The 20,293-nt window shown below is 54.5% G+C and carries 14 protein-coding genes and 1 riboswitch; of the genes, 7 read left to right on the forward strand and 7 right to left on the reverse strand.

The annotated features are described in order from the left end of the window. Window positions 1–53: 53 nt before the first annotated feature. Window positions 54–3,821 carry a tetratricopeptide repeat protein gene (locus HMPREF9156_RS0103555; protein ID WP_007147424.1) on the reverse strand — a complete coding sequence of 1,256 codons (3,768 nt, stop codon included), beginning with the start codon at window positions 3,819–3,821 and terminating at the stop codon, window positions 54–56. A gap of 92 nt (window positions 3,822–3,913) precedes the next feature. Between HMPREF9156_RS0103555 and HMPREF9156_RS0103560 the strand changes: the two genes are divergently transcribed. Continuing rightward, window positions 3,914–6,367, forward strand: coding sequence for a hypothetical protein (locus HMPREF9156_RS0103560; RefSeq protein WP_007147425.1), 2,454 nt, complete (start codon window positions 3,914–3,916; stop codon window positions 6,365–6,367). Window positions 6,368–6,377: 10 nt separating this feature from the next. Here the strand turns inward: HMPREF9156_RS0103560 and HMPREF9156_RS0103565 are convergent, their stop codons facing one another. Both HMPREF9156_RS0103565 and ppgK read right to left on the reverse strand, forming a co-directional pair. Next, window positions 6,378–7,601: a pyridoxal phosphate-dependent aminotransferase gene (locus HMPREF9156_RS0103565; protein ID WP_007147426.1), complete on the reverse strand. Its 1,224-nt coding sequence runs from the start codon at window positions 7,599–7,601 to the stop codon at window positions 6,378–6,380. A gap of 57 nt (window positions 7,602–7,658) precedes the next feature. Continuing rightward, window positions 7,659–8,429 carry a polyphosphate--glucose phosphotransferase gene (gene ppgK, locus HMPREF9156_RS0103570; protein ID WP_007147427.1) on the reverse strand — a complete coding sequence of 257 codons (771 nt, stop codon included), beginning with the start codon at window positions 8,427–8,429 and terminating at the stop codon, window positions 7,659–7,661. A 131-nt stretch (window positions 8,430–8,560) separates the two neighbouring features. Between ppgK and HMPREF9156_RS0103575 the strand changes: the two genes are divergently transcribed. The 6 genes from HMPREF9156_RS0103575 to HMPREF9156_RS0103600 all read left to right on the forward strand — a co-directional run bounded on the left by HMPREF9156_RS0103575 (window position 8,561) and on the right by HMPREF9156_RS0103600 (window position 14,582). Continuing rightward, window positions 8,561–9,382: a nitroreductase family protein gene (locus HMPREF9156_RS0103575; RefSeq protein ID WP_007147428.1), complete on the forward strand. Its 822-nt coding sequence runs from the start codon at window positions 8,561–8,563 to the stop codon at window positions 9,380–9,382. 52 nt (window positions 9,383–9,434) lie between these two features. Beyond that, a riboswitch (FMN riboswitch) is annotated at window positions 9,435–9,552 on the forward strand. Window positions 9,553–9,555: 3 nt separating this feature from the next. Continuing rightward, window positions 9,556–10,122, forward strand: a complete 567-nt coding sequence (locus tag HMPREF9156_RS0103580) for an ECF transporter S component (protein ID WP_007147429.1) — start codon at window positions 9,556–9,558, stop codon at window positions 10,120–10,122. A gap of 9 nt (window positions 10,123–10,131) precedes the next feature. After that, window positions 10,132–12,696, forward strand: a complete 2,565-nt coding sequence (locus HMPREF9156_RS0103585) for an energy-coupling factor transporter ATPase (RefSeq protein ID WP_007147430.1) — start codon at window positions 10,132–10,134, stop codon at window positions 12,694–12,696. A 274-nt stretch (window positions 12,697–12,970) separates the two neighbouring features. Beyond that, complete coding sequence (locus HMPREF9156_RS0103590; protein WP_007147431.1) at window positions 12,971–13,243, forward strand: type II toxin-antitoxin system RelB/DinJ family antitoxin; 273 nt, start codon at window positions 12,971–12,973, stop codon at window positions 13,241–13,243. Further along, window positions 13,240–13,530 carry a type II toxin-antitoxin system YafQ family toxin gene (locus HMPREF9156_RS0103595; RefSeq protein ID WP_007147432.1) on the forward strand — a complete coding sequence of 97 codons (291 nt, stop codon included), beginning with the start codon at window positions 13,240–13,242 and terminating at the stop codon, window positions 13,528–13,530. Before HMPREF9156_RS0103590 ends, HMPREF9156_RS0103595 begins: the two co-directional genes overlap by 4 nt. A gap of 221 nt (window positions 13,531–13,751) precedes the next feature. Further along, window positions 13,752–14,582: a type III pantothenate kinase gene (locus HMPREF9156_RS0103600; protein WP_007147433.1), complete on the forward strand. Its 831-nt coding sequence runs from the start codon at window positions 13,752–13,754 to the stop codon at window positions 14,580–14,582. A 60-nt stretch (window positions 14,583–14,642) separates the two neighbouring features. Here the strand turns inward: HMPREF9156_RS0103600 and HMPREF9156_RS0103605 are convergent, their stop codons facing one another. The 4 genes from HMPREF9156_RS0103605 to glmS form a co-directional block, all read right to left on the reverse strand. Further along, the gene (locus HMPREF9156_RS0103605; RefSeq protein ID WP_007147434.1) at window positions 14,643–16,394 is read right to left on the reverse strand and encodes an MDR family MFS transporter; all 1,752 of its coding nucleotides are present in this window, start codon (window positions 16,392–16,394) and stop codon (window positions 14,643–14,645) included. Between the two features lie 73 nt (window positions 16,395–16,467). Beyond that, on the reverse strand, window positions 16,468–17,304 hold the full coding sequence (locus HMPREF9156_RS0103610; RefSeq protein WP_007147435.1) for a pseudouridine synthase: 837 nt from the start codon (window positions 17,302–17,304) through the stop codon (window positions 16,468–16,470). Beyond that, window positions 17,301–18,335 (reverse strand): ADP-dependent NAD(P)H-hydrate dehydratase, encoded by a 1,035-nt coding sequence (locus tag HMPREF9156_RS0103615; RefSeq protein WP_007147436.1) that lies wholly within the window; start codon window positions 18,333–18,335, stop codon window positions 17,301–17,303. The genes HMPREF9156_RS0103610 and HMPREF9156_RS0103615 overlap by 4 nt, the downstream gene beginning before the upstream one ends. A 24-nt stretch (window positions 18,336–18,359) precedes the next feature. Continuing rightward, window positions 18,360–20,246 carry a glutamine--fructose-6-phosphate transaminase (isomerizing) gene (glmS, locus tag HMPREF9156_RS0103620; protein ID WP_029246346.1) on the reverse strand — a complete coding sequence of 629 codons (1,887 nt, stop codon included), beginning with the start codon at window positions 20,244–20,246 and terminating at the stop codon, window positions 18,360–18,362. Between the last annotated feature and the right edge of the window lie 47 nt (window positions 20,247–20,293).

Raw genomic sequence — 20,293 nt, forward strand, 5'->3', positions numbered from 1 at the left:
CCTGACCGAGTGATCCGAATCACTCCTACAATACAGCATCTGTCGAGGACCCGCTAAGCATTCAATGATCTCAATACCTGTATCTGCTGGGATCTGGCCGATAACTCATCTGTGTCTTTCATCCTCGCTGAAGAAACGAGCAGAGTGCGTGCAGGTATGAATAAACGGTTATCTACACATACCTCAGCCGCAGCGCTCACAATTTCAAGAACCTGCGGGTCAGGCCACAGGGGGAGGCCATGGTCGCGCATAACTGCAGCCGCCTCTTCCTCGCCTGACGGCAGCTGTATGTCCTGGGAACGGGCACGCCGCACAAGCTCCTCAAGCTCCGAGCCTAGCGGCTCCATACGCTCAGGGCCGATCTGGGCACTAAGGATATATGCGGCTGCAGCTACATCAAACTCATCACGCATCCATGCCGCATATGCCATCCGGTAATACCCGAACGCGGCATCATCCCTGTCCTGGGCAATAGTTACCGCATTCACTGTTGCGGCAAAAGCCGAATCCCAGTCTTCTACGAGGGCGAGCCCTACCGCCTGGCGCAAATGGGCCATGGTATATGACGGAGCGTAGGAAACTGCCTTATTCAGATGCTCTGCAGCCTTGCGGGGCTGCCCCATAAGGAACAGGGCATCAGCCATCTTGAAATGGGCATCGAACAGTTCGTCCGGTATAAGGACTGTCTGCTCACCAGGAGTAGCAAATAAATGATTATAAATAATACGATCAGCATATGAATTAAAATACCGGGGAACAGTACCTTCAACATGGAAGTGTTCATCCAGTTCGGCGATCGCCTTCTCCTGGTTATCAACAGACTGTGCGATCCTCCCCTGCTGGATAAGCTCGTTGGAATGGAAACGCGCCTGCTCAAATTCCTTGACCCATGTCAGAGACAGAGGCGGCACATCATTGCCGTCAATAAGCGCTGAAGTAACAGCTGACGCCTGTGCCCTGGCTTCAGGATCGCCCGTTGCCTCAATATAGCCCATCACGGTTTGGGCTTTATCAGCACTCGACATATGCGGGTTCCGGGCTATCCTGCTGATGGAATCTGACAGCCTGTGGATAACATCCGCGCGCTGGATAGACAGCCCCGCAGTATCAGCGGCACCCATAACTTCAGCCATATCATGGCTGAAATCCCTTTCGGCCACCTCCGGCTCTTCATGGGCACCTCTCGGGGAAAAACGTTCATCATGGATATCGACAGGCGCAGTTATCTCCTTAAGCCTGCCCTTCTCATCCGGATCGATAACTGCATCAAAATGGCAGTAGAATCCCATCGGGTCATTAAGCCCCTGCTGTTCAAGGAGGCTGACGAACTCGTCCCTGGTGAAAGTCACCGCTGCTACCGGCGTCAAGGGCATTATGCCGTCCTCGCTTGAATCCACATTGACCCCCGCGCTGCTTACGGAATGCACCGGGAATGGGAAGGGAAGGCTTGCGTCAAAATCTGCCTCAAAACCTGCACCTGTATCCGTATCCGAACCCGTACCGGTACCTTCCGTATCGGAAGGATCCGACAGGCCGAGAGTATCCCCTGCATCCGGACCTGTGCCTGAACCGCCTGAGGGGCCCGTCCTATCCGTGTCCAGATCAATATCATGGACCATCTGCTCAAAAATACTGTTGATCTCTTCCTGCGACCTGGCCGTATCTTCATTCCCGCCCTGGCTGCGCATACCGCGGCTGCCGGCAGGGTTGACAACGCCCCGCGGCTGCCCCGCTACTGTCATGCCTACATCACGCCCGTGGACATCCCCGTCTTTTGGATTGGATTTTTTCTCTGTTTCATCATCATCACTGCCGCCGGACAGCATCTCTATCTGCTGGGAAAGGTTCTGGAGCTGCTGGGAAAGCGATTCAAACGAAGTAAGGATCTTTTCAATAATATTGTGGGCAAGTACAGTACGTTCCTTCAGCTTTTCTTCAAGGCCAAGGGAATCCAGGCGCAGTGAGACCTCCCTGATCTCAGGCGAAGATGCGAAAGCAGCAGCAGCGAGGATGATGCCCAGGCGCAGATTGTACTGGGTGCTCAGCTGTTCGCGTTCCTCTTCGGGGATGCCTATGCGTTCACCGGTATATGGATCATAGCGGTGCTGCGGCATCATCAAGGAACTGACCGCACTGTAAGCAACAGCAGCGACACCGCTGTCAATATTGGACCGGAAATTGATGTCATACCTGAAGGGGACACGCAGATGGCTGATAATACGGGCAAAAAGCTGCCTGTACTGCCACTCGGTAGTATGGGAGTCAGGGGAAGCATCAGGCCCGGGGGTGCCGCTGCCGGCCTGCGGGGCAAGCGACCTCACAAGCTGGTACAGCTCATAAGCTGCATTCGTAGAGCCCACTGTTTCCGCAAGGTCCCGCGTATCCCCCAGCAGAAAACGCCGGTCCCACGGGAGGCTGCTGCTGTGCGGGGAAACAGGAGGGCGTGCATCAGACGGTGTGAATCCAAAGGCAAACATACTGTCAGAAGTATCATCAGCGGATGCGGCGGGATCAGCCGCAACGTCGGCTCCGGGAAGCCCATCCTCAGTATCTTCATCGTCTGATCTGTCCTGATGGCCACCGGTATAACCATAGCCATCGCCTTCAGAGCGAGAAGCCTCAAGATAATCCTCTACGGGAAGGGATGACAGTGCGCCGAATGCGGGATTCCTCAGCAGCGCCAGATCCAGTTCACTGATATGCCGGGCATCAACGGTATCTTCAGTAAGGCGGTTCCCCATGGCATCATTTGTCTCAAGAATGTCGCTGATCATGCGGACACGGTTGATGGAGCTTTCCAGGCGGATGGCGTTAAGGGCCGGGGCAAGGTCCAGCCCAGCCCACGACATCATAAACAGATGGGTGTTTTTATTCGAAACCAGTTCGGCCGGCTCTTTGCCATGCACAGCTTCAAGGCCCGGCACAGGTTCAAACACGTGGGCATCATCAAGGGAGTCTATGAAATAGGCCTCCAGCCCGGAAACCCTGAAACCGTCGGATGCAAGCTGTTCAGCATCTTTTCTGATACTGCGGACAGCGCTTAGCGGAGCCTGCCGGGCCAGATGGTATGAAATATCCCCCAGCCCGTATATAGGGGTCACATTGCAGACCAGAGGATAAAATGCGATGCCGAAAAATGCTGCTGCAGCCATATCCTGGTAGCTGAGCTGTGCAGCCATGCGCGCAGGAAGATCCGACAGGATCTGTTCGAGGGTAAATTTCCCATCTGACTCAAGCCAGTTCGCTACCCACTGGCTGCGTGCAGAACCGGGCACCCGCAGGACTACAGCGCCATGGGAACCGTAGACGGTACCGCTGCCCGCCTCCCCGCCGTCTGAAAATCCGGTCCCCTCGATGCGGCCGGCAGCAAAATGCCCCTCCGCTTCCTTCATAAAGCTCAGCAGAGGTTCATTGGAGGCGCTGATGCTCGGGTACTGTTCATCCGTTGCATATATATTCCCTCTGCTGTCACAAAATGCCATCGGGATAATATGGCTGTCATCGGGAAAGAACCCTATAAGCACAGAGGCGGGAAGCCCCCCGGAAATGTCATGCGAAAGGCTGTCATCAAGCGCAGCCCATCCGATATGCGGGAACGGGAAATTATCACTGTAGGGGAAATCAGTGATAATATGCCGCTGTACAGAAGACGAAATACTGTACCCCTGCCATACGCTGTCGAACCCGCCGCTATGTGACTGCCGGAAATCGGCGGATGGGCCGGGCGCATGGAACTCCTGCGGTCCCTGCGTGCCGACCGGCACATCATTATGCTCGCGTTTGCTGCGGCGGCTGAAAAAGCCACGTGGAAATATAGGCATTATCTCCTCGTATATGGATTGCATTATGCGGTTCCGTCTATTTTCCCAAATTTACTAGACATCTCATGCAGCCGTAACGCTACAATATTCATGTGGCGAAAAAAGGGTATCCATCTGTCTCAGCGGCACGCAGGAAACATATTCCGCGTACTGCAGTGTACCTTATTGCCGCAGCGCTTATTACCCTTATCCTTGAAGCCTCAGTTTTTAACCTTTCATTCTGGAAATCGAAAGCCTCTCCGCCTGTGCAGCCTGCCGCCGAAACGTTCTCCCTGGTCCAGCTCCGCGCAGATAACCGCTTCGGCACGGGGCTGAGCTACGCATCTGCAGAGAATACGCTTACTATCACTGACCCTTCGCACGCCTATATTGATATCCCGGTAAAAGGGCGGATAACGCAGGTCTTTTTTGACACTTCAGGGGCACATCTGGATTATGCCAACCTTCCTGCTCACAACCTCGGCACTATCCATACAAGGATCGACAGCTGCACGGGTTCAGGCAGCACCTGTATTTCAGGGAAGGCTGTCCAGTTCAGCCCCTCTGTTACGCGGACTGCGTATGTACCTCTGCCGTCCCAGGTTTCCATGCTGACAGCCCAGGGGCGCAGCCCGGGGGCGAAACTGCGCGTCTGGTTCAGCGATTCTGCAGGGTCGCATCTGGCCCTCCACACCATTACGACAAACCCTGACACGCCTTTCTCTTTTAATCTGCTGCGCGTCGCCATACTTTTTGCACTGTTGTGTTTCCTGATCCTGCTCAGGCCCCGTTCAGAGCTTTACAGGATCACCCTTGAACCGGGATCCGCACGGTTCCGCATATTTTTCTTTGTATGCATTATTGCCCCCTGCATTGCGATAACCGTCCTCAGCGGTATTTTCCTGGGCTGGACTCAGGATTCGGGCGTGTACCTCCAGTATCCGGGAAGCTACACATATGATTTCAGCCAGTATCAGCTTTCAGCACAGGCTATCCTTAAAGGGCAGCCGTGGCTTGACCTGCCCGTTGACCCCCAGCTCCTCACTGCACACCACCCGCAATCAGTAGCTGAACGCAACGCCCTCCTCGCCAATGGCACAACGATCTACTGGGATTACGTCTTTTATAACAACCACTGGTATTCCTATTTTGGCATCGTCCCCGCCCTCGTTGCCTTTCTCCCCTTCCAGGCTGTTACCTCCCTGTTCCACACCGGAGGGCTGTGGCTGAATACTATTGTTGCCAGTTTCGCGTTCCTGTGCCTTGCCGTTATTTTCGGGCTCCTTGCACTCGTAAGGTTCCTCAAAAGGTATTTCCCCAATATATCCGTAGGGCAGACGCTTATTGTGACCCTTATGATGGCGGCAGGCAGCACTATCATTTCGCTGTTCACAAACCTGACCTTCTACTGCATCCCTACAGCAAGCGCTACTTTTTTCACTGCGCTTGGCTTCTGGCTCTGGCTCGGTGCACGCCGGACCTATGATCCCGGCCTTAAACGGTACCGACCATGGACCAGTGCCGATGCAGGAAATGCCGCAGGAAGCCGGATATCTTATCCCCGTATTATTTTTGGTACACTGTCTATCGCACTTACTGCGGGCTGCCGCCCGCCGTTTATCCTGTCTGCAGTTCTGCTTATCCCCCTCTATCTGGAATTGCTCCAGACGCAGCGCGGCACTGGAGCGCAGCCTGCCGCAGCTGCTGCAGGTACCGCAGCCCATGCTTCCGGCGCATCACGCAGGAACATAACCCGGCAGCAGATCAGGCTTACAGCTGCTGCACTTGTGTCAGCAGTTGCAGGGCTCCTCCCCGTCCTGCTCAACAACCAGATCAAATTTGGTTCCATTTTCGACTTTGGCAGCAAATACCAGATGACTGTTGACGACCTGACCGCATATAAACCTTCCGCACAGTCAGTAGTACAGGGGTTCGCGGCTTACTTCTGGTCGCCGCTGCAGCCCACAGCCAGCCGCGGGTTCCCGTTCTTCAACTCTTATAAGCCGCGCCTTATCCCCTGGATGTACTCGGATAATATTATTGCCGGGATATTCATATTCGCGCCGTTATGCTGGCTGGTTGTCTGTATGATATCCCCTTCTGTTCTGCGCGCACTCCGCCGGTCGCGGACCCTTCTGCTTACCGTGCTGTGCATTGCCCTCAGCTTCGCAATGTGCCTTATGGAAACATATATGGGAGGTGTTGACTGGCGCTATATGAATGACTTCTCCTGGATACTCACTCTGGCTTCTATCCCCATTTTTGTTATCCTGTCCACCTGGTGCCTGCAGGCCATGGACAGGACAGGTACGGAAGCAGCAGCCTCGGGCAGCTCAGGAAAATCGGTCAGGTTAAACAGCCCTAAAAGTCCGGCAATGCGCCGCATAATACGTTCTGCAGCACACTCGCCGGCTGCAGCAGCAGTACTTATGTGGATCCTCATACTTACTGCATTTTTCGAGCTTATCTTCTTTGTGCTGACGATTTTTGACCCCTCAAGATCACATGCCATCATAACGATGGCGCCTGCTGCATATCATCTGCTTGCCAGCGTATTTATGATTTAAACCTATATATTTACGGTTCCAGGGCGGGACCCTGCACCAGCCTGTCCACTGCAGCGAGCAGGGCATGTACATGTGTCCGGAATACTTCGGGATCAGGAAGAAGGGACAGTGTTACATACCCGTTAGACGGCATATCGAAAAAATAGCCGGGCTGCGGCACAATATGGCAGCTGTTCAGCAGTTCCAAGGCCAGAGTGTCCTCATCCACAGACGCCGGGAATTTCAGGAGGACGTTCCAGCCGCCTTCAGCATTCAGCACATCAACAGTAGAACCGCCCTCCTGCCCGAGCAGCCGGTGCAGGGTTTCCAGATTCTCCTGTATACGCCGGAGGACAATCTCTGTACGGGAGGGGACCTCGTTTAACAGGCCGGGAAAGGCGCTGATCTGGAACTGGGAAAGCGGGAGGAAATCATCAGCAATGATATCAAGCCTGCGCATAGCTTCACCAGCGTCATCCCTGGGGCCGCTTACCTGGATCCAGCCTATTTTGGCGTGAGGCGCAGCCAGCGCTTTCGACAGCCCATCCAGAGCAAAAGTAAGGACGCGGCTTTCCCCTGCGATCCTTCCCCTGTCTGGCACAGGCATAAGCGGATACCCAAAGAAGACTTCATCAGCAATAACCGCAATATTATTTTCCCGGCATAACCTGATAACGCCTTCACGCTCCCGCTTCCTGACATATGATCCCGTAGGGTTATTGGGGTTGATCAGGACGGCTGCCTTGATTTTCTTGCCTTCTGATGCATACCTGTGTATTATGCCTTCCATAGCCTCCAGATCAATGTTCCACTGCCCGTCATAAAACAATGTATATGGCACCGCTTCAACGGAGGCAAGCCGGGCTATGGATTCAATAAGCGGGTACCCCGGCTTGGGGCCAAGCACTGCGTCACCGGGATCGCACAGCAGCATAAAAAGCCACATATAGGCCTGGGATGTTGAGCTGAGTATATACAGGCTATTTTCAGATACCGGTCCCGATCCCGCATCATCGGTATGCTCTTTCTCTCGGCGTTCACGCAGGAACCGGGCAAGGCCGGTACGGGCGGATACATCGCCCCGCGGATCTGCAGTATACTCCTGAGGGAGCGCTGACGGGGCCAGTCCCCAATGGGTAGGGTTGGAATCATTCATCGCAGATAATGATATCCCCTGTGCCTTCAGGCGCGCAGCCTCACGGGCAACAGGGTTCACAGGCGATTCATCTATACGGTGCGAAAACTGGTAAGCCACCCCAACAGTGTAGCATCTGTACCCAGCCTCCCCGCAGGCGTATCAGGGGGGATCTGCCTATGCCTGGCGCCCGACCTGCTGTGAAGCGAAATAGGCTGCACCGACGATACCGGCATCATTGAGCAGCTGTGCGGGGATTATAGGCGTAGTGATATCAATATAGGGGAAGAATTTTTCGCTCTTTTTGCTGACACCGCCGCCCACAACGAAAACATCGGGGCTGAAATAATGCTCCAAGAGGCGGTAATACTGGGTCAAGCGCTTGCCCCATTTCTTCCATGAAAGGTCTTTGCGGGAACGCGCCGAATCCGCGGCATACCTCTCCGCATCCTTACCGTCAAGCTCCAAATGCCCCAGTTCCGTATTGGGTACAAGTACGCCATCCATAATCAGTGCGCTGCCGATACCGGTGCCCAGGGTCGTTGCGATCACAAGGCCCTGTACCCCTCTGGCCGCGCCAAACCGGGCTTCCGCAAGGCCGGCAGCATCGGCATCATTCACAACATGGCATTCCCGGCCGGTACGCTCGCTCATAAGCTGATTGATATCTACACCGATCCATGATTTATCGAGGTTAGCCATGAAATCCAGAGGACGCCCGGGCTTGATAGGTGCCGGGAACGCGATGCCGACCGGGGTGCCGTCATGGACATCAAAATGGTCAAGTATCTGCCTGGCAACATCTGCTACTGCTTCAGGCGTAGATATCTCGGGGGTGGGGATCCGAAGCCGCTCATCGGCGAATTTGCCTTCGTTAAGGTCTACCGGCGCACCTTTTATCCCCGATCCGCCAATATCTATACCGAATGCCTGTGCTGTTTCAATCATGATCCCTCCTCGGACCAAGCAATAATCAATACCTTTTGAATTTTAGCATACCCCTTTATCACCTTTACCGCCGATACCTGAAAATCGATATCACAGTGGAATATTTTACGGTTTTGGAGGATAATACAGGTATGGCTGATTTCCACACCTCTTTACTTGATGCTGTCAATGTGCGGATCACAACGCGCATGTACGAAGATAAAAAGATCGACAGCGACCTGTCCCGGCAGCTCCGCCAGAATATAGATGCAGTGAACCTGATTTCAGGCCTGCATATGCAGCTTATTGAAAACTGCCCTCAGGTATTTGCCCGGGCAAATGCAGAAGGGCATTTCAGGAACGCACAAAATTTTATTGCGCTTATCGGTCCTGCAGGCAGTGATGAAGCCCGCGAAGCAGCCGGATATTACGGCGAGCGCGTGGTACTGTCCGCCGTCCTTATGGGGCTCCAGACAGGATGGGTCGCCGGAAGCTGGGATAAGGCTGAAGCTGAACGCTGCTGCGACATCAGTGATAATGAAGTGCTGTACCTGGGCATTGTTATCGGATACCAGGAAGGATACAGCGCGCTTATGGAAGAATCATATGAGCAGCGGTGCGAAACCCAGCGGACCCACCGGCCGTCGAAAAGCGCTGATGAACTGTTCACTGTCAAGGCTGCCGAGGCTGCTGCAGGCGCTGATTCCGCCAGTGCTGCCCCTCCTTCTGCCGAGCCTCCCCAGTGGTTTATGGATGGTGTAGCTGCAGCCGCTAAAGCCCCTTCAGCAATGAACCGCCAGCCTGCCATGTTCTCCTATAATCCGGGAAGCGGCTCTGTTGAGGCTTATATCAGCGGCCGGGACAGCACTATGTTCGCATATACTGATCTGGGCATCGCAAAGCTCCATTTCCAGATCGGGGCCGGCGGCGGCTCCTGGGAATGGGGAAATCGCGGCGCTTTCAGCCAGCGCTGAAAGCGGCAGGCTTCTGCCTGATTGTCCGCGCCTGTGTTAGTGTTATAGGTATCACAAGTTTCAGGGCAGGGTGGGATTCCCTACTGGCGGTTGAGCCCGCGACCCGCGAAAGCGGCTGATCCGGTATGATTCCGGAGCCAACGGTATAGTCCGGACGGAAGAAACGAGGAAATATGGATAATTCCGGCAGCCATTCAACGAACAGGGCCGGTACACAGGGCTGGAGTACGCAGCAGGTAGCAGTCTATGCACTTTTTGTGGCGCTGGGGATAGCGCTGAGCTTCATATCTTTCCCCGTATTCCCCGCAGTGCCGTTCCTCAAGTATGACCTGAGCGGTGTTATCTGCCTTATTGCCGCTTTTGCATACGGCCCGGCTGCAGGGGCAACTGTCAGTATCCTCACGTATGTCCCGCATCTGTTTACCAACCCGGTTGGTGCGGCCATGAATATGCTTATCATGCTGTGCTTCACGATGCCGGCTGCATTCATATATAAACGCAGCCATACCCGGGCCGGCGCAGCGGCTGCACTTGGTACAGGAGCTGTCCTGGCTGTTGCCGCAGCACTGGTCCTTAACCTTGCCGCAACGCCTCTGTACTATCACGTTGATGTTATGCGTTATATCGCACTGATCCTGCCGGCGTATCTGCCCTTCAACCTTATAAAGATGGGACTGCACGCCGTGATCACTTTCCTGTGCTATAAACCGGTATCACGCATGGTCAAAAAGGATAGCTGACTGACGTTCATGGCTGATTTGACTGCTCCCCCCGCTGTTGTGCTCGACACGGTAACATATGTGTACAGCAATGCCGCTGCAGCTGCGCTGGACAGCATATCGCTCTGCATACGGCAGGGCGAATGGGTCTGCCTGGTAGGCGACAACGGTTCGGGGAAAACAACATTGTCACGCATTATCGCAGGTTTGTCGCATCCGGATTCGGGGAAGGTATCACTGCTGGGGACAACGGTATATAACAGCGGCCTTGCGGATACAGGGGCGGATGCTGTCGATTTTGATGCATACTCCGCGGTGAAGAAAAAGATCAGCATAGTATTCCAGAACCCGCAGGATCAGATAGTTTCCAGTATCGTTGAGGATGATGTGGCATTCGGGCCTGAAAACCTCGGAGTACCGTCGGATATTATTACCCAGCGTGTATATGGATGCCTTGATACAGTGGGCATGGGTACAGAGGCAGGATCGGATCCTATGGACCTTTCCGGCGGGCAGCAGCAGCGGATAACCATTGCCTCAGCGATGGCTATGGAACCGGAGATACTTATCCTTGATGAGCCAACTGCCATGATCGACCCTGCGGGAAGACAGAAACTGATGGCGGCCCTCCGCTCGGCACACCGGCAAGGACTTACGGTCATCTTTATTACCCATAATATGGAGGAAGCTTCGCAGGCCGACCGTATCATCGCTTTAAGCCACGGATCTGTACAGTATGACGGTCCGGCAGAAAACTACTGCACCCCCTGCCCCCAGGATAGAACGGGAGGGGAAATACCGGTCAGGACTGGGCGTCCGCCGTATAGAGCACAGGGCGCTGACCCCTGTACCGCTGACGGCGATGAAGAGATAACGGATGAAGCACTAAAACCGTACGGCATTCCCGTAACCCATATCTTTACGCATAATAATACTGTCTCCTACGGCAGGCATAGCATTCCGAGGGGTACTGCCCTGCCATGCAAATCCGCCTCCTTTTCAAATGGCGCCTCCGACATTTCAAATAATCCCGCTCCTGCAGTTGGGCTCTCGCATATCAGCTACAGGTATGCGGGCAGCAGCACTGATATCATAAACGGGCTGTCGCTCAGCATCCGTAAGGGTGAATTCGTTGCCTTATGCGGGGAAAACGGTACAGGGAAATCTACCCTCGCCATGCTTATGTGTGCTCTGGAGAAACCCCAGTCCGGGAGCGTGGCTATAGACGGTATGGATGCTTTTGCGCGCAAAAACCGTATAAAAGTCCGTTCACACATCGGGTATGTCATGCAGCATCCGGAGAACCAGCTGTTTGCCGATACTGTAGCTGATGATATCGCATACGGCCCAGCATGCCTGGGGCTTCCTTCCGATGAGGCAGATAGGCGCGTGGACGAAATGCTGAAGCTTGTGGGGATCGAACATCTCAGGCAGCGTTCGCCATGGGACCTCTCCGGGGGGGAACGCCGGCTCGCGGCCATAGCAGGGGTACTCGCCAATAAACCTGATATCATCGTGCTTGACGAACCGACAGTGGGCCTGGACACCCATGCGCGGGAACACATCCTTTCGATCCTGCGGAAGCTCCACAAAGAAGGAGCCACTATTGTCATCATCACGCATTCCCTGCATGTGGCAGCCGGGAATGCTGAACGCGTAGTGCTCCTCCATCCCGGTACCGGGCCTGGGCATAGTACCGATACGGACAGGGGCACAACGGATACGGGTACACATACACAACAGCCGCAGCCTTCAGATACCGGCCAAAAAACCGATCCGCCGCCCGGGACAGCTGCCCGCTGCACCCCGCAGGGCTCCCCTCTGTCGCGACTTGATCCTCGAACACTGATCTTATGCGCCATGGCGGTAATGGTCAGTTATTTTGCGGTCTCCAATGGTGCCATGCTGCTGTGGTCAGCAGTGGTCACGCTATCCGCAGCCGTCCTGCTGCGCGCGAATATCCGCGATCTGTGGGCAAGGCTCAAAGGGTTTATCGCCCTTTTCATTGTTATGGGAGTGCTCAATGCCCTGTTCACGCGCACAGGGCAGCCCCTTATCCGCTGGGGGGATTTCCTTATTACCACTGCCGGCGTATGGACGGCGCTGATCTATTCCATGCGGCTTATACTGATGGTCTGTATTGGCGCTCTGCTCCTTATGGCCATCCCCCCTATGCGTATGTCTGACGCTTTTGAATCGCTTATATCGCCGCTGAAACTGTTCAATGTCCCGACCCATGATGCAGCATTCACCCTCACGCTAGGGATGCGTTTTATGCCTGTTCTCTCAAGGGAATTCCGCCACCTTCGCCATGCTCAGGCTGCACGCGGGGCATCTATAGGGTACGGGAGCCTGCGCACACAGGCAAAATCCCTGTCTTCCCTTGTTATACCGGTACTGGCTGCAGCTATCAGGCACGCGCACCACCTGTCCGATGCACTGGATGCGCGGTGCTACACCGGCACAGCCCGCCGCTCCACGTGGCATCCGATGCATTTTACAGCCCGCGATATAACCGCAGCCGCCATCACCGCCTGTATGATCGCGGTACTGGTGCTTCTGCGCTTTGTTCCCGGCGGCATTTTCCAGATCTGATTGGGGTATTCCCCCCCCCCCCATGAACCTAAATGTCAATAGATTTTTAGTAGGTTTTCAAGATTTTTCCGATTCCGACCAGGAAAGCCGCTCGGAGCACTACCAGAATTGATTAACAACGGACAGGACAGATTTTTGAGTTCCTTTGAAAAATTCCCATAGCTGCTTCTACCGATAATTGTAAGTCTGAAATTTATAAATTTTTCGTGCGCTGTATTGCATTCCTCGTGCAAATAGCATACAATATAGATGACAGTGGAAAGGGATTGAACGCATGGCTACAACAAATATCAGTATTCGTATGGATTCCGATGTTAAGGCAAGAGCCGATGCCTTATTCGCAGAGCTCGGCATGAACTTAACGACCGCCTTCAATATTTTTGTGCGCCAGTCGCTCCGTGAAGGCGGCATTCCCTTTGAAGTCAAAGTAGGGCAGCCCAGCAAGGAAACGATTGCCGCCATGGTGGAAGCGGAAAGGATTGCAAAAGATCCGTCTGTAAAAGGTTACACCGACATTGACGAGCTTTTTGCTGACCTGAAGAAGTGAGAAAAACCAAATATACAGTCAAATCTACCACACAGTTCAGAAAAAATTACAAGTTGGTAATGAAGCGGGGACTGAAGATTACGCTTCTTGATGAGATCATCGCGAAACTCGCACTCGGTGAGCCACTCGACAAAAGCAACCATGATCACCCTTTATCCGGGAACTGGGCTAGACATCGGGAATGTCATATTCTTCCTGACTGGCTGCTCATATACCGGATTGAAGAAGATGTGCTGGTGCTGGTGCTGTCCCGCACCGGTTCACACAGTGACCTGTTTGGGAAATGAGTCTAACCGCTGCGTGGAAACCATTTCATACAATAGTCATTTCTATCGTGCAGAAATTCTTCCGCTCTCTAGACGCTGCGAAGATCCGCTGTATTTTCCGCTGTAGAGTCTCCCCGGCATCGGGTCATGTTTCTGCCGGGCCCGCTGACGGTTTGGCCTGCAGGAAGATACAATAGCAGTAAACGGTACGGAAAGTACACGATCTGATGAGGCAGGTGCGCATGCTCGTTGCAGTAGATATCGGCAATACAAATATCGTTACGGGGTTCCTTGATACCCCCTCAGAGGGGAAGGCCCCCGCCGTACAGAAGCATGCACCTGCACGGCAGATCATCAATACGTACCGTATGGCTACCCATATTTCCCGAACCGGCGATGAATACGGCATAGTGCTCCTCCAGTTCCTGGCGCTGAGCTCCTACAAGCCTTCCGACGTTGAAGGCGTTATTATCTCCAGCGTCGTCCCTCAGATCATGCACTCCTTCCGCGCAGGCATTATCAAGTTTTTAGGCCGCTCCCCCGTTATCGTTGGCCCCGGTGTCAAAACCGGCATCAATGTAAAAATGGATGACCCTAAGAGCATGGGTGCCGATTGTCTGGCTGACTGCGTTGCGGCATACCATCTGTACTCCCGTCCGGTACTGGTCATTGATATAGGGACGGCCACAACATATAATATCGTTGACCCTCAAGGTTCGATCATTATGGGTGCGATCAGCCCGGGGCTGCAGGCTTCGGCGCACGCCCTCGCCGGGGATACGGCACAGCTGCCGAATGTGGAGATCACCCGTCCGGATACTATACTTGCCAAAAACACCAGTGATGCTATCCGGGCAGGGCTGTATTACACCTTCCTCGGCGGCCTGGGGCATATCGTCAGCCGCTGCAGGGAAGAATATTCAGAAGATCTGACCGTCATCATGACGGGCGGCCTGGGGCATGTTGTCGAAGAAGATGCCCGGCGTTCAGGTCTTATTGATATATACGATCCCGACCTTATATTCAAAGGAATGGATATTATTTATACACGCACGGCACAGGGCAGGAAATAGGCTGTCCATGCCCGTACCGCGCCAATACTGTTGCTGGTGCAGGCCGTAGTCCGGATATATTCACATTGTGTGCAGGACGGGAAGATGATGCTTCGCCAGCTCACGGTTCATCCGTGCGATAGCCCGATGCGCTACATCATGCGATGACCCTGCACCTGACCCTTTGATACCGAACAGCACCAGCATCACCATAATAAATGCAATAACTGCCGATATCCTCAAAACCCATTTAACAGCAAAAATGCTGGAAATAATGCGCAGGGACTGCGCGGGGGCGCTTCCCGACAGGAAGGCAAAACGCGCTTTCGCCACTATATCCATAAGGATCACCAGTACTGGCGCCCCTACAGCCCCGGCTATCTGCCTGGCAGTATTAGTGACTGCCGACCCCGCAGATACCTCCTGAGGCTCCAGGCAGTTCAGCGACCACGTTGTTACCGGCATCAGGGTGAATCCCATGCCGATCTGGCGTATAAACTGGCAGACAGAGACCCACCATATCCCCGTGCGAAGGTCTATCATACTCATCATGACGGTCCCTATGCATAAAATGCCGGTACCCAGGAGAGCCACAGGGCGCGCCCCGAAACGGTCAAGCAGACGCCCGCCGAAAAACTGGGCGATGCACTGCCCCAAAGCGCCCGGCAGCATGATAAGCCCGCTCATCGTAGCTGTAAATCCGCGGTCATCCTGGATATACAGCGGGATAATAACTGTAATAGAGCTGAACGCAAAGAAGCTCAGAGCAGCAACGATTGTCCCTACACAGAAGCTGCGGTTCTTCAGCACGCTCAGGTCGAGCAGAGGCGGCTGCACAGTATTATGATTTTGGCGCAGGGCCTTGGGATCGCTGCCGTGCCCCGCTGCTGCGCCGACCTTTCCAGTGACATCTGCCGCTGCCCCAGATACGCCGGAGAGCCCGGCAGATACGGCATCCCCTTCCGCCGGCTCCCCTGCTGCAACAGCCTGCTTATACTTCTTCGCAGCATGGAGCTGCCTTGCGATAAACCATATGATCCCAATAATCCCTATACTGGCCGGGATCCAGACCTGCGGATGGGACGGAGGATATGCTTCGATATTCGTAAAACCGAACATCAGGCCGCCAAAGCCAAAAACGGAAAGCACCACAGAAAAGAAATCCGTTTTGGCAGAAGCATCATTTTCGCTGAAATTCCTCAGCCAGACAAAGGCAAGGATGAAAGCGATAATACCTGCAGCCGCAAGGGTAAAGAATATGGAACGCCACCCTGAATTATCTGTCTGGAGCCCGCCCAGAGTAGGCCCCAGAGCCGGGGCAACACTCATAGCCATCCCTACCGTCCCCATGGCAACCCCGCGGCGCGACATCGGGATAACTGAAAATACTGCAATCTGCAGTACAGGCCATAAAACGCCTGTACCAATCGCCTCAAGTATACGCCCCGAAAGTACAGCGGCAAAAGTGGGGCCGGCCCATGCAAGCACCGAACCTGCAATAAATATGGCCATAGATGCCAGCACTATCTGCCTGGTCGTGAACCTCCGTGTCAGGAAAGCGGTCAGCGGCACCATAACACCCATAACGAGCTGGAATACTGATGTCATCCACTGCCCTGTTGTTACGCTTATATGGAACTCATGGACTATAGTGGGCAGCGCGGAGGAAAGCTGGAGCTGGGTAAAATTGCCCAGGAACGTGATTGTTGTCAGGACTGCGAGGGAGATAAAAGCCTCATGGGTAAGATGGCCGTTACTGTAAGTCTCTTTGGCTGACAGGCTGCGGCCCAGCCTCCGGACGGAGAACTTCATGCGACCTTTCTGCGCTGCCATATCTTCGCGACCTCCACTATGGATGCTACACCGGATCCCAAACCTTTTTCAGGCTTTTATCTGGTCCCCGTTTCTATTCCGGGATATAAAGCGTGTCGGCAGAAAGGGGGTACCGTGATCTGAAAACCCGTATTTCATGGGTAACAGGATCGGTAAAGCTGAGCTGCCGCGCTACAAGCTGCAGCGGATGGCTGAAATCATCATATTCCTGCTCCCGCACCTGCGGATACCACATATCATTCATGATTGGCAGGCCTATGCTGTTCATATGCACACGAAGCTGATGTGTTTTGCCGGTAAAAGGGTACAGCGTATAGGCACGGAAGCCGCGGCGGACGGCTTCAGCCGGCTGCCCTGCACTAAGCGTCATAAGCGTGCGTGCATTGACAGTGCCCGGGACCTCATATGCCTGCAGGGTCCCGCGGTCTTTAACGATGCGCGAGCAGCGCAGAAGGGGGAAAGGGCAGGCCCGGCTGTGACGCGTATAACGCCTGGAACAGCCAGTGCAGACATCATGCCCAGGTTGGGCAGGATAGCCGGGAGATCCGCAGCAGGGGCGCAAAGTACCAAAACTTGGGACCGCTGCAGGCTTCATCGGAGCAAGGCATTCGTATACCTTATCTGCTTCATGGTTCTGGAAAAGCATCTGGTACGCGCGTCTGTACCTGGGGTCGCGGACGAATACCATCACCCCCGCAGTCATCCTGTCCAGCCTGTGCGCCGGGATAATATCATCACTGTTGTAGAGTTTCCGGAGCCGTATGACTGCCGTTGACCTGTACCACATGCCCCGCGGCATTGTCGGCAGGAAATGGGGCTTGTCCACAACGATAATGGCGTTGTTTTCATATAGTACAGGCAGGTCAAAAGGGATATCCGGCTCTTCAGTGACCCAGCGGTGCTGTTTCATCCCCTGCCCTGTTTCCGGGAGAGCACCAGGCCGACAGCAGAAGGTATTTGTGCGCATAGATCCATTGCAGTGATAGGATGCCCCTCACGGGCGCTCTGCCCGCTTTTCCTGCCCTGTGTATCCTGCCTGATATCATTCTGTATTCCCTTCATATCTTCGGCAAAAAGCCTTTCCACGCTCAGGCCATCCTCTGAGGCAAGGCCGGCGGCAAGGCTATGGATGAATACGGCGGCAGCAGCAACAGTCTGAATATCCTTCCCGCCTCTGTTTATAGCCTCACTGTTCTGAGCGAGAAGGGTTCCCATGATCCCGGCCAGCACATCCCCTGTGCCCGCAGTTGCAAGCCAGTGTGTTGAATTGAGGCAGACGGGATAAGGCGCATCTGGGCTGCAGATGACCGTGGGGGACCCCTTCAGCACAACACCGCATGCAAGCTTTTGTGCAAGCAGTACCGCATATTTCTCAGGATCACCTTCCACTTCTGTCCGGTCCACATCATAACCGCATATTCCCAGCATCGAAACAGCCTCCCCCGCATGAGGCGTAACAACAGCGTTCCGCACACTGCCGGTACCGGGAACAGCATAGCGTACCGCTGCCTGTGTGAAATAGGGCAAAGCGCCCGCATCAACAACACAGTATCCGCTGGTGCCTGCACCGCTGCCTCCCGACCCGGCACAGGCATCAAGCACAGCTTCCGCCGCTTCATGCCTGGCTTCCCCTACAGATGCGCTGCCGGTATCTGCCATACCGGAGCCTATGACCCATGCATCGATATGCGACCCGGGGCCGATCCCCATAACCGGCTCAGGCCTTGACTGGAGAACTAGCTGCTGCGTATATTCCGTACCCATATACCGGATATATCCGGCGCCGGCCTTTGCCGCTGCAGTGACGCCAAGCACAGCAGCCCCGGGATATTTATCCGAGCCGGTGATAAGCCCTACTACCCCGCGTGTGTATTTGGAATCTCCGGGCCCGGGGTAAGCAACCGCACCGCTTATATCCGCTAACGTTACAGATCTCAGCATAACCTCTCCTTGCCGGGGACACAGCTATTCTACGGTCACCGATTTGGCCAGATTCCTGGGCTTATCAACATCGTAGCCTTTCAGTTTTGCCATATCCATTGCGAACAGCTGCAAAGGCACTACGTCCACCAGCGGGCTCATCAGCGTCGGGCACTGCGGACGCCAGAACACTACATCAGCATAATCCCTGACATCATCATCGCCTTCCTCCGCGACTGCAATGCAGTAGGCCCCGCGGGCACGCACTTCCTGGATAGATGAAATGACCTTTGAGTGGAGGATATTGCGCCCGCGTGCAGGCGGCACGATAACGACTATCGGCTCGCCTTCTTCCACCAGGGCAATCGGCCCGTGCTTAAGCTCGCCGGCGGCGAAACCTTCAGTGAACGTATAGGCGATCTCCTTCAGCTTGAGCGCACCTTCAAGCGCAACAGGATATCCCACATGGCGGCCCAGGAAAAGGAAAGACCGCGCACCGGCGAGCCTCCGTGCAGCCTGTTCAATAACATCAGCCTGGGTATCAAGTATTTCCTGGATCTTTGCAGGCATATCCTTCAGGGACCGGATCACTTCGCGGATCTCATCCCGGTACATTGTCCCTTTTATCTGTGCCAGGTACAGCCCGACCAGATAAGCTGCAGTGATCTGGGCAACAAAAGCTTTTGTAGAAGCCACAGCGATCTCCGGACCTGCATGGGTATACAGTACCGCATCTGATTCCCTCGGGATAGTCGCACCCTGCGTGTTGCAGATAGCGAGGACGCGCGACCCCTGTTCCCTCGCATGCCGCAGCGCCATCAGGGTATCCATAGTTTCTCCTGACTGTGAGATCGCTACCACTAAAGTATGCGGGGTCAGAATAGGGTCCCTGTACCGGAATTCGTGGGCCAGCTCCACTTCGACCGGTATGCGGACCCAATGCTCAATGGCATATTTTGCCACAAGGCCTGCGTAAGAAGCCGTGCCGCACGCCACAACGATTATTTTGTCGACAGACCGGAAAACATCTTCACTGATATGGACTTCATCAAGATCAAGGCTGTTCTCCATATCGAAACGCCCCAGAAGGGTATTCTGTACAGACGCAGGCTCCTCATGGATCTCCTTGTCCATGAAGGAATCCCAGCCCCCCTTTTCGGAAGCCGACATATCCCAGTCCACAGTGTATTCTCTCGGCTGCGCCGGGTTGCCGTCAAAATCAGTGACCGTAACAGCATCTGCGCTGATCATGACGGCTTCGTCCTGCCCAAGTTCAAGGGCTTTCTTCGTATACGCAACAAAAGCTGCAACATCAGACCCGAGGAAGTTCTCCCCGTCCCCGATCCCCACGACGAGAGGGGAATCATGGCGCGCGCCGACTACTATATCAGGCTGGCGCACATCTACCGCCAGAAGGGTAAAGGTGCCGGTGACCATACGCGCTGTGCGGCGCATAGCCTTGAAAAGGTCCGGCTTGCCTTCCTCGCTGATGATCTGGTCCTGGATCTTGCCCAGAAGCTTTGCAGCCACCTCGGTATCTGTACTCGACGCAAAATGGTATCCCTCAGACTGAAGCTCGAATTTAAGCTGGGGCGCATTTTCAATAATGCCATTGTGGATAAGGGCAATACGCCCGTCTTCACTGGTATGGGGATGCGAATTCGTATCGCTGGGTACGCCGTTCGTCGCCCATCGCGTATGCCCAATACCAACAGTCGCATCCTGAAGAGGATGCCTCTCTATATCATCGACAAGGTTATTGAGCCTGCCTTCTTTTTTACGTACAGCGGCTTTGCCCATACCGGGGGCCGCCAGGGCTACTCCCGCTGAATCATACCCTCGGTATTCCAGCCTCTTCAGGCCCTGCAAGCATACTTCCAGCGGCTTCCCGCATGCAATGCCTCTACCGGCATATCCCACAATTCCACACATGGTTCCAATTCTAACGGAACCCTGTATTATCTGCCCTCATACGCGCC

Origin of the sequence: Scardovia wiggsiae F0424 (assembly GCF_000269605.1) — a bacterium.
In the GTDB taxonomy this organism is placed as follows: domain Bacteria; phylum Actinomycetota; class Actinomycetes; order Actinomycetales; family Bifidobacteriaceae; genus Scardovia; species Scardovia wiggsiae.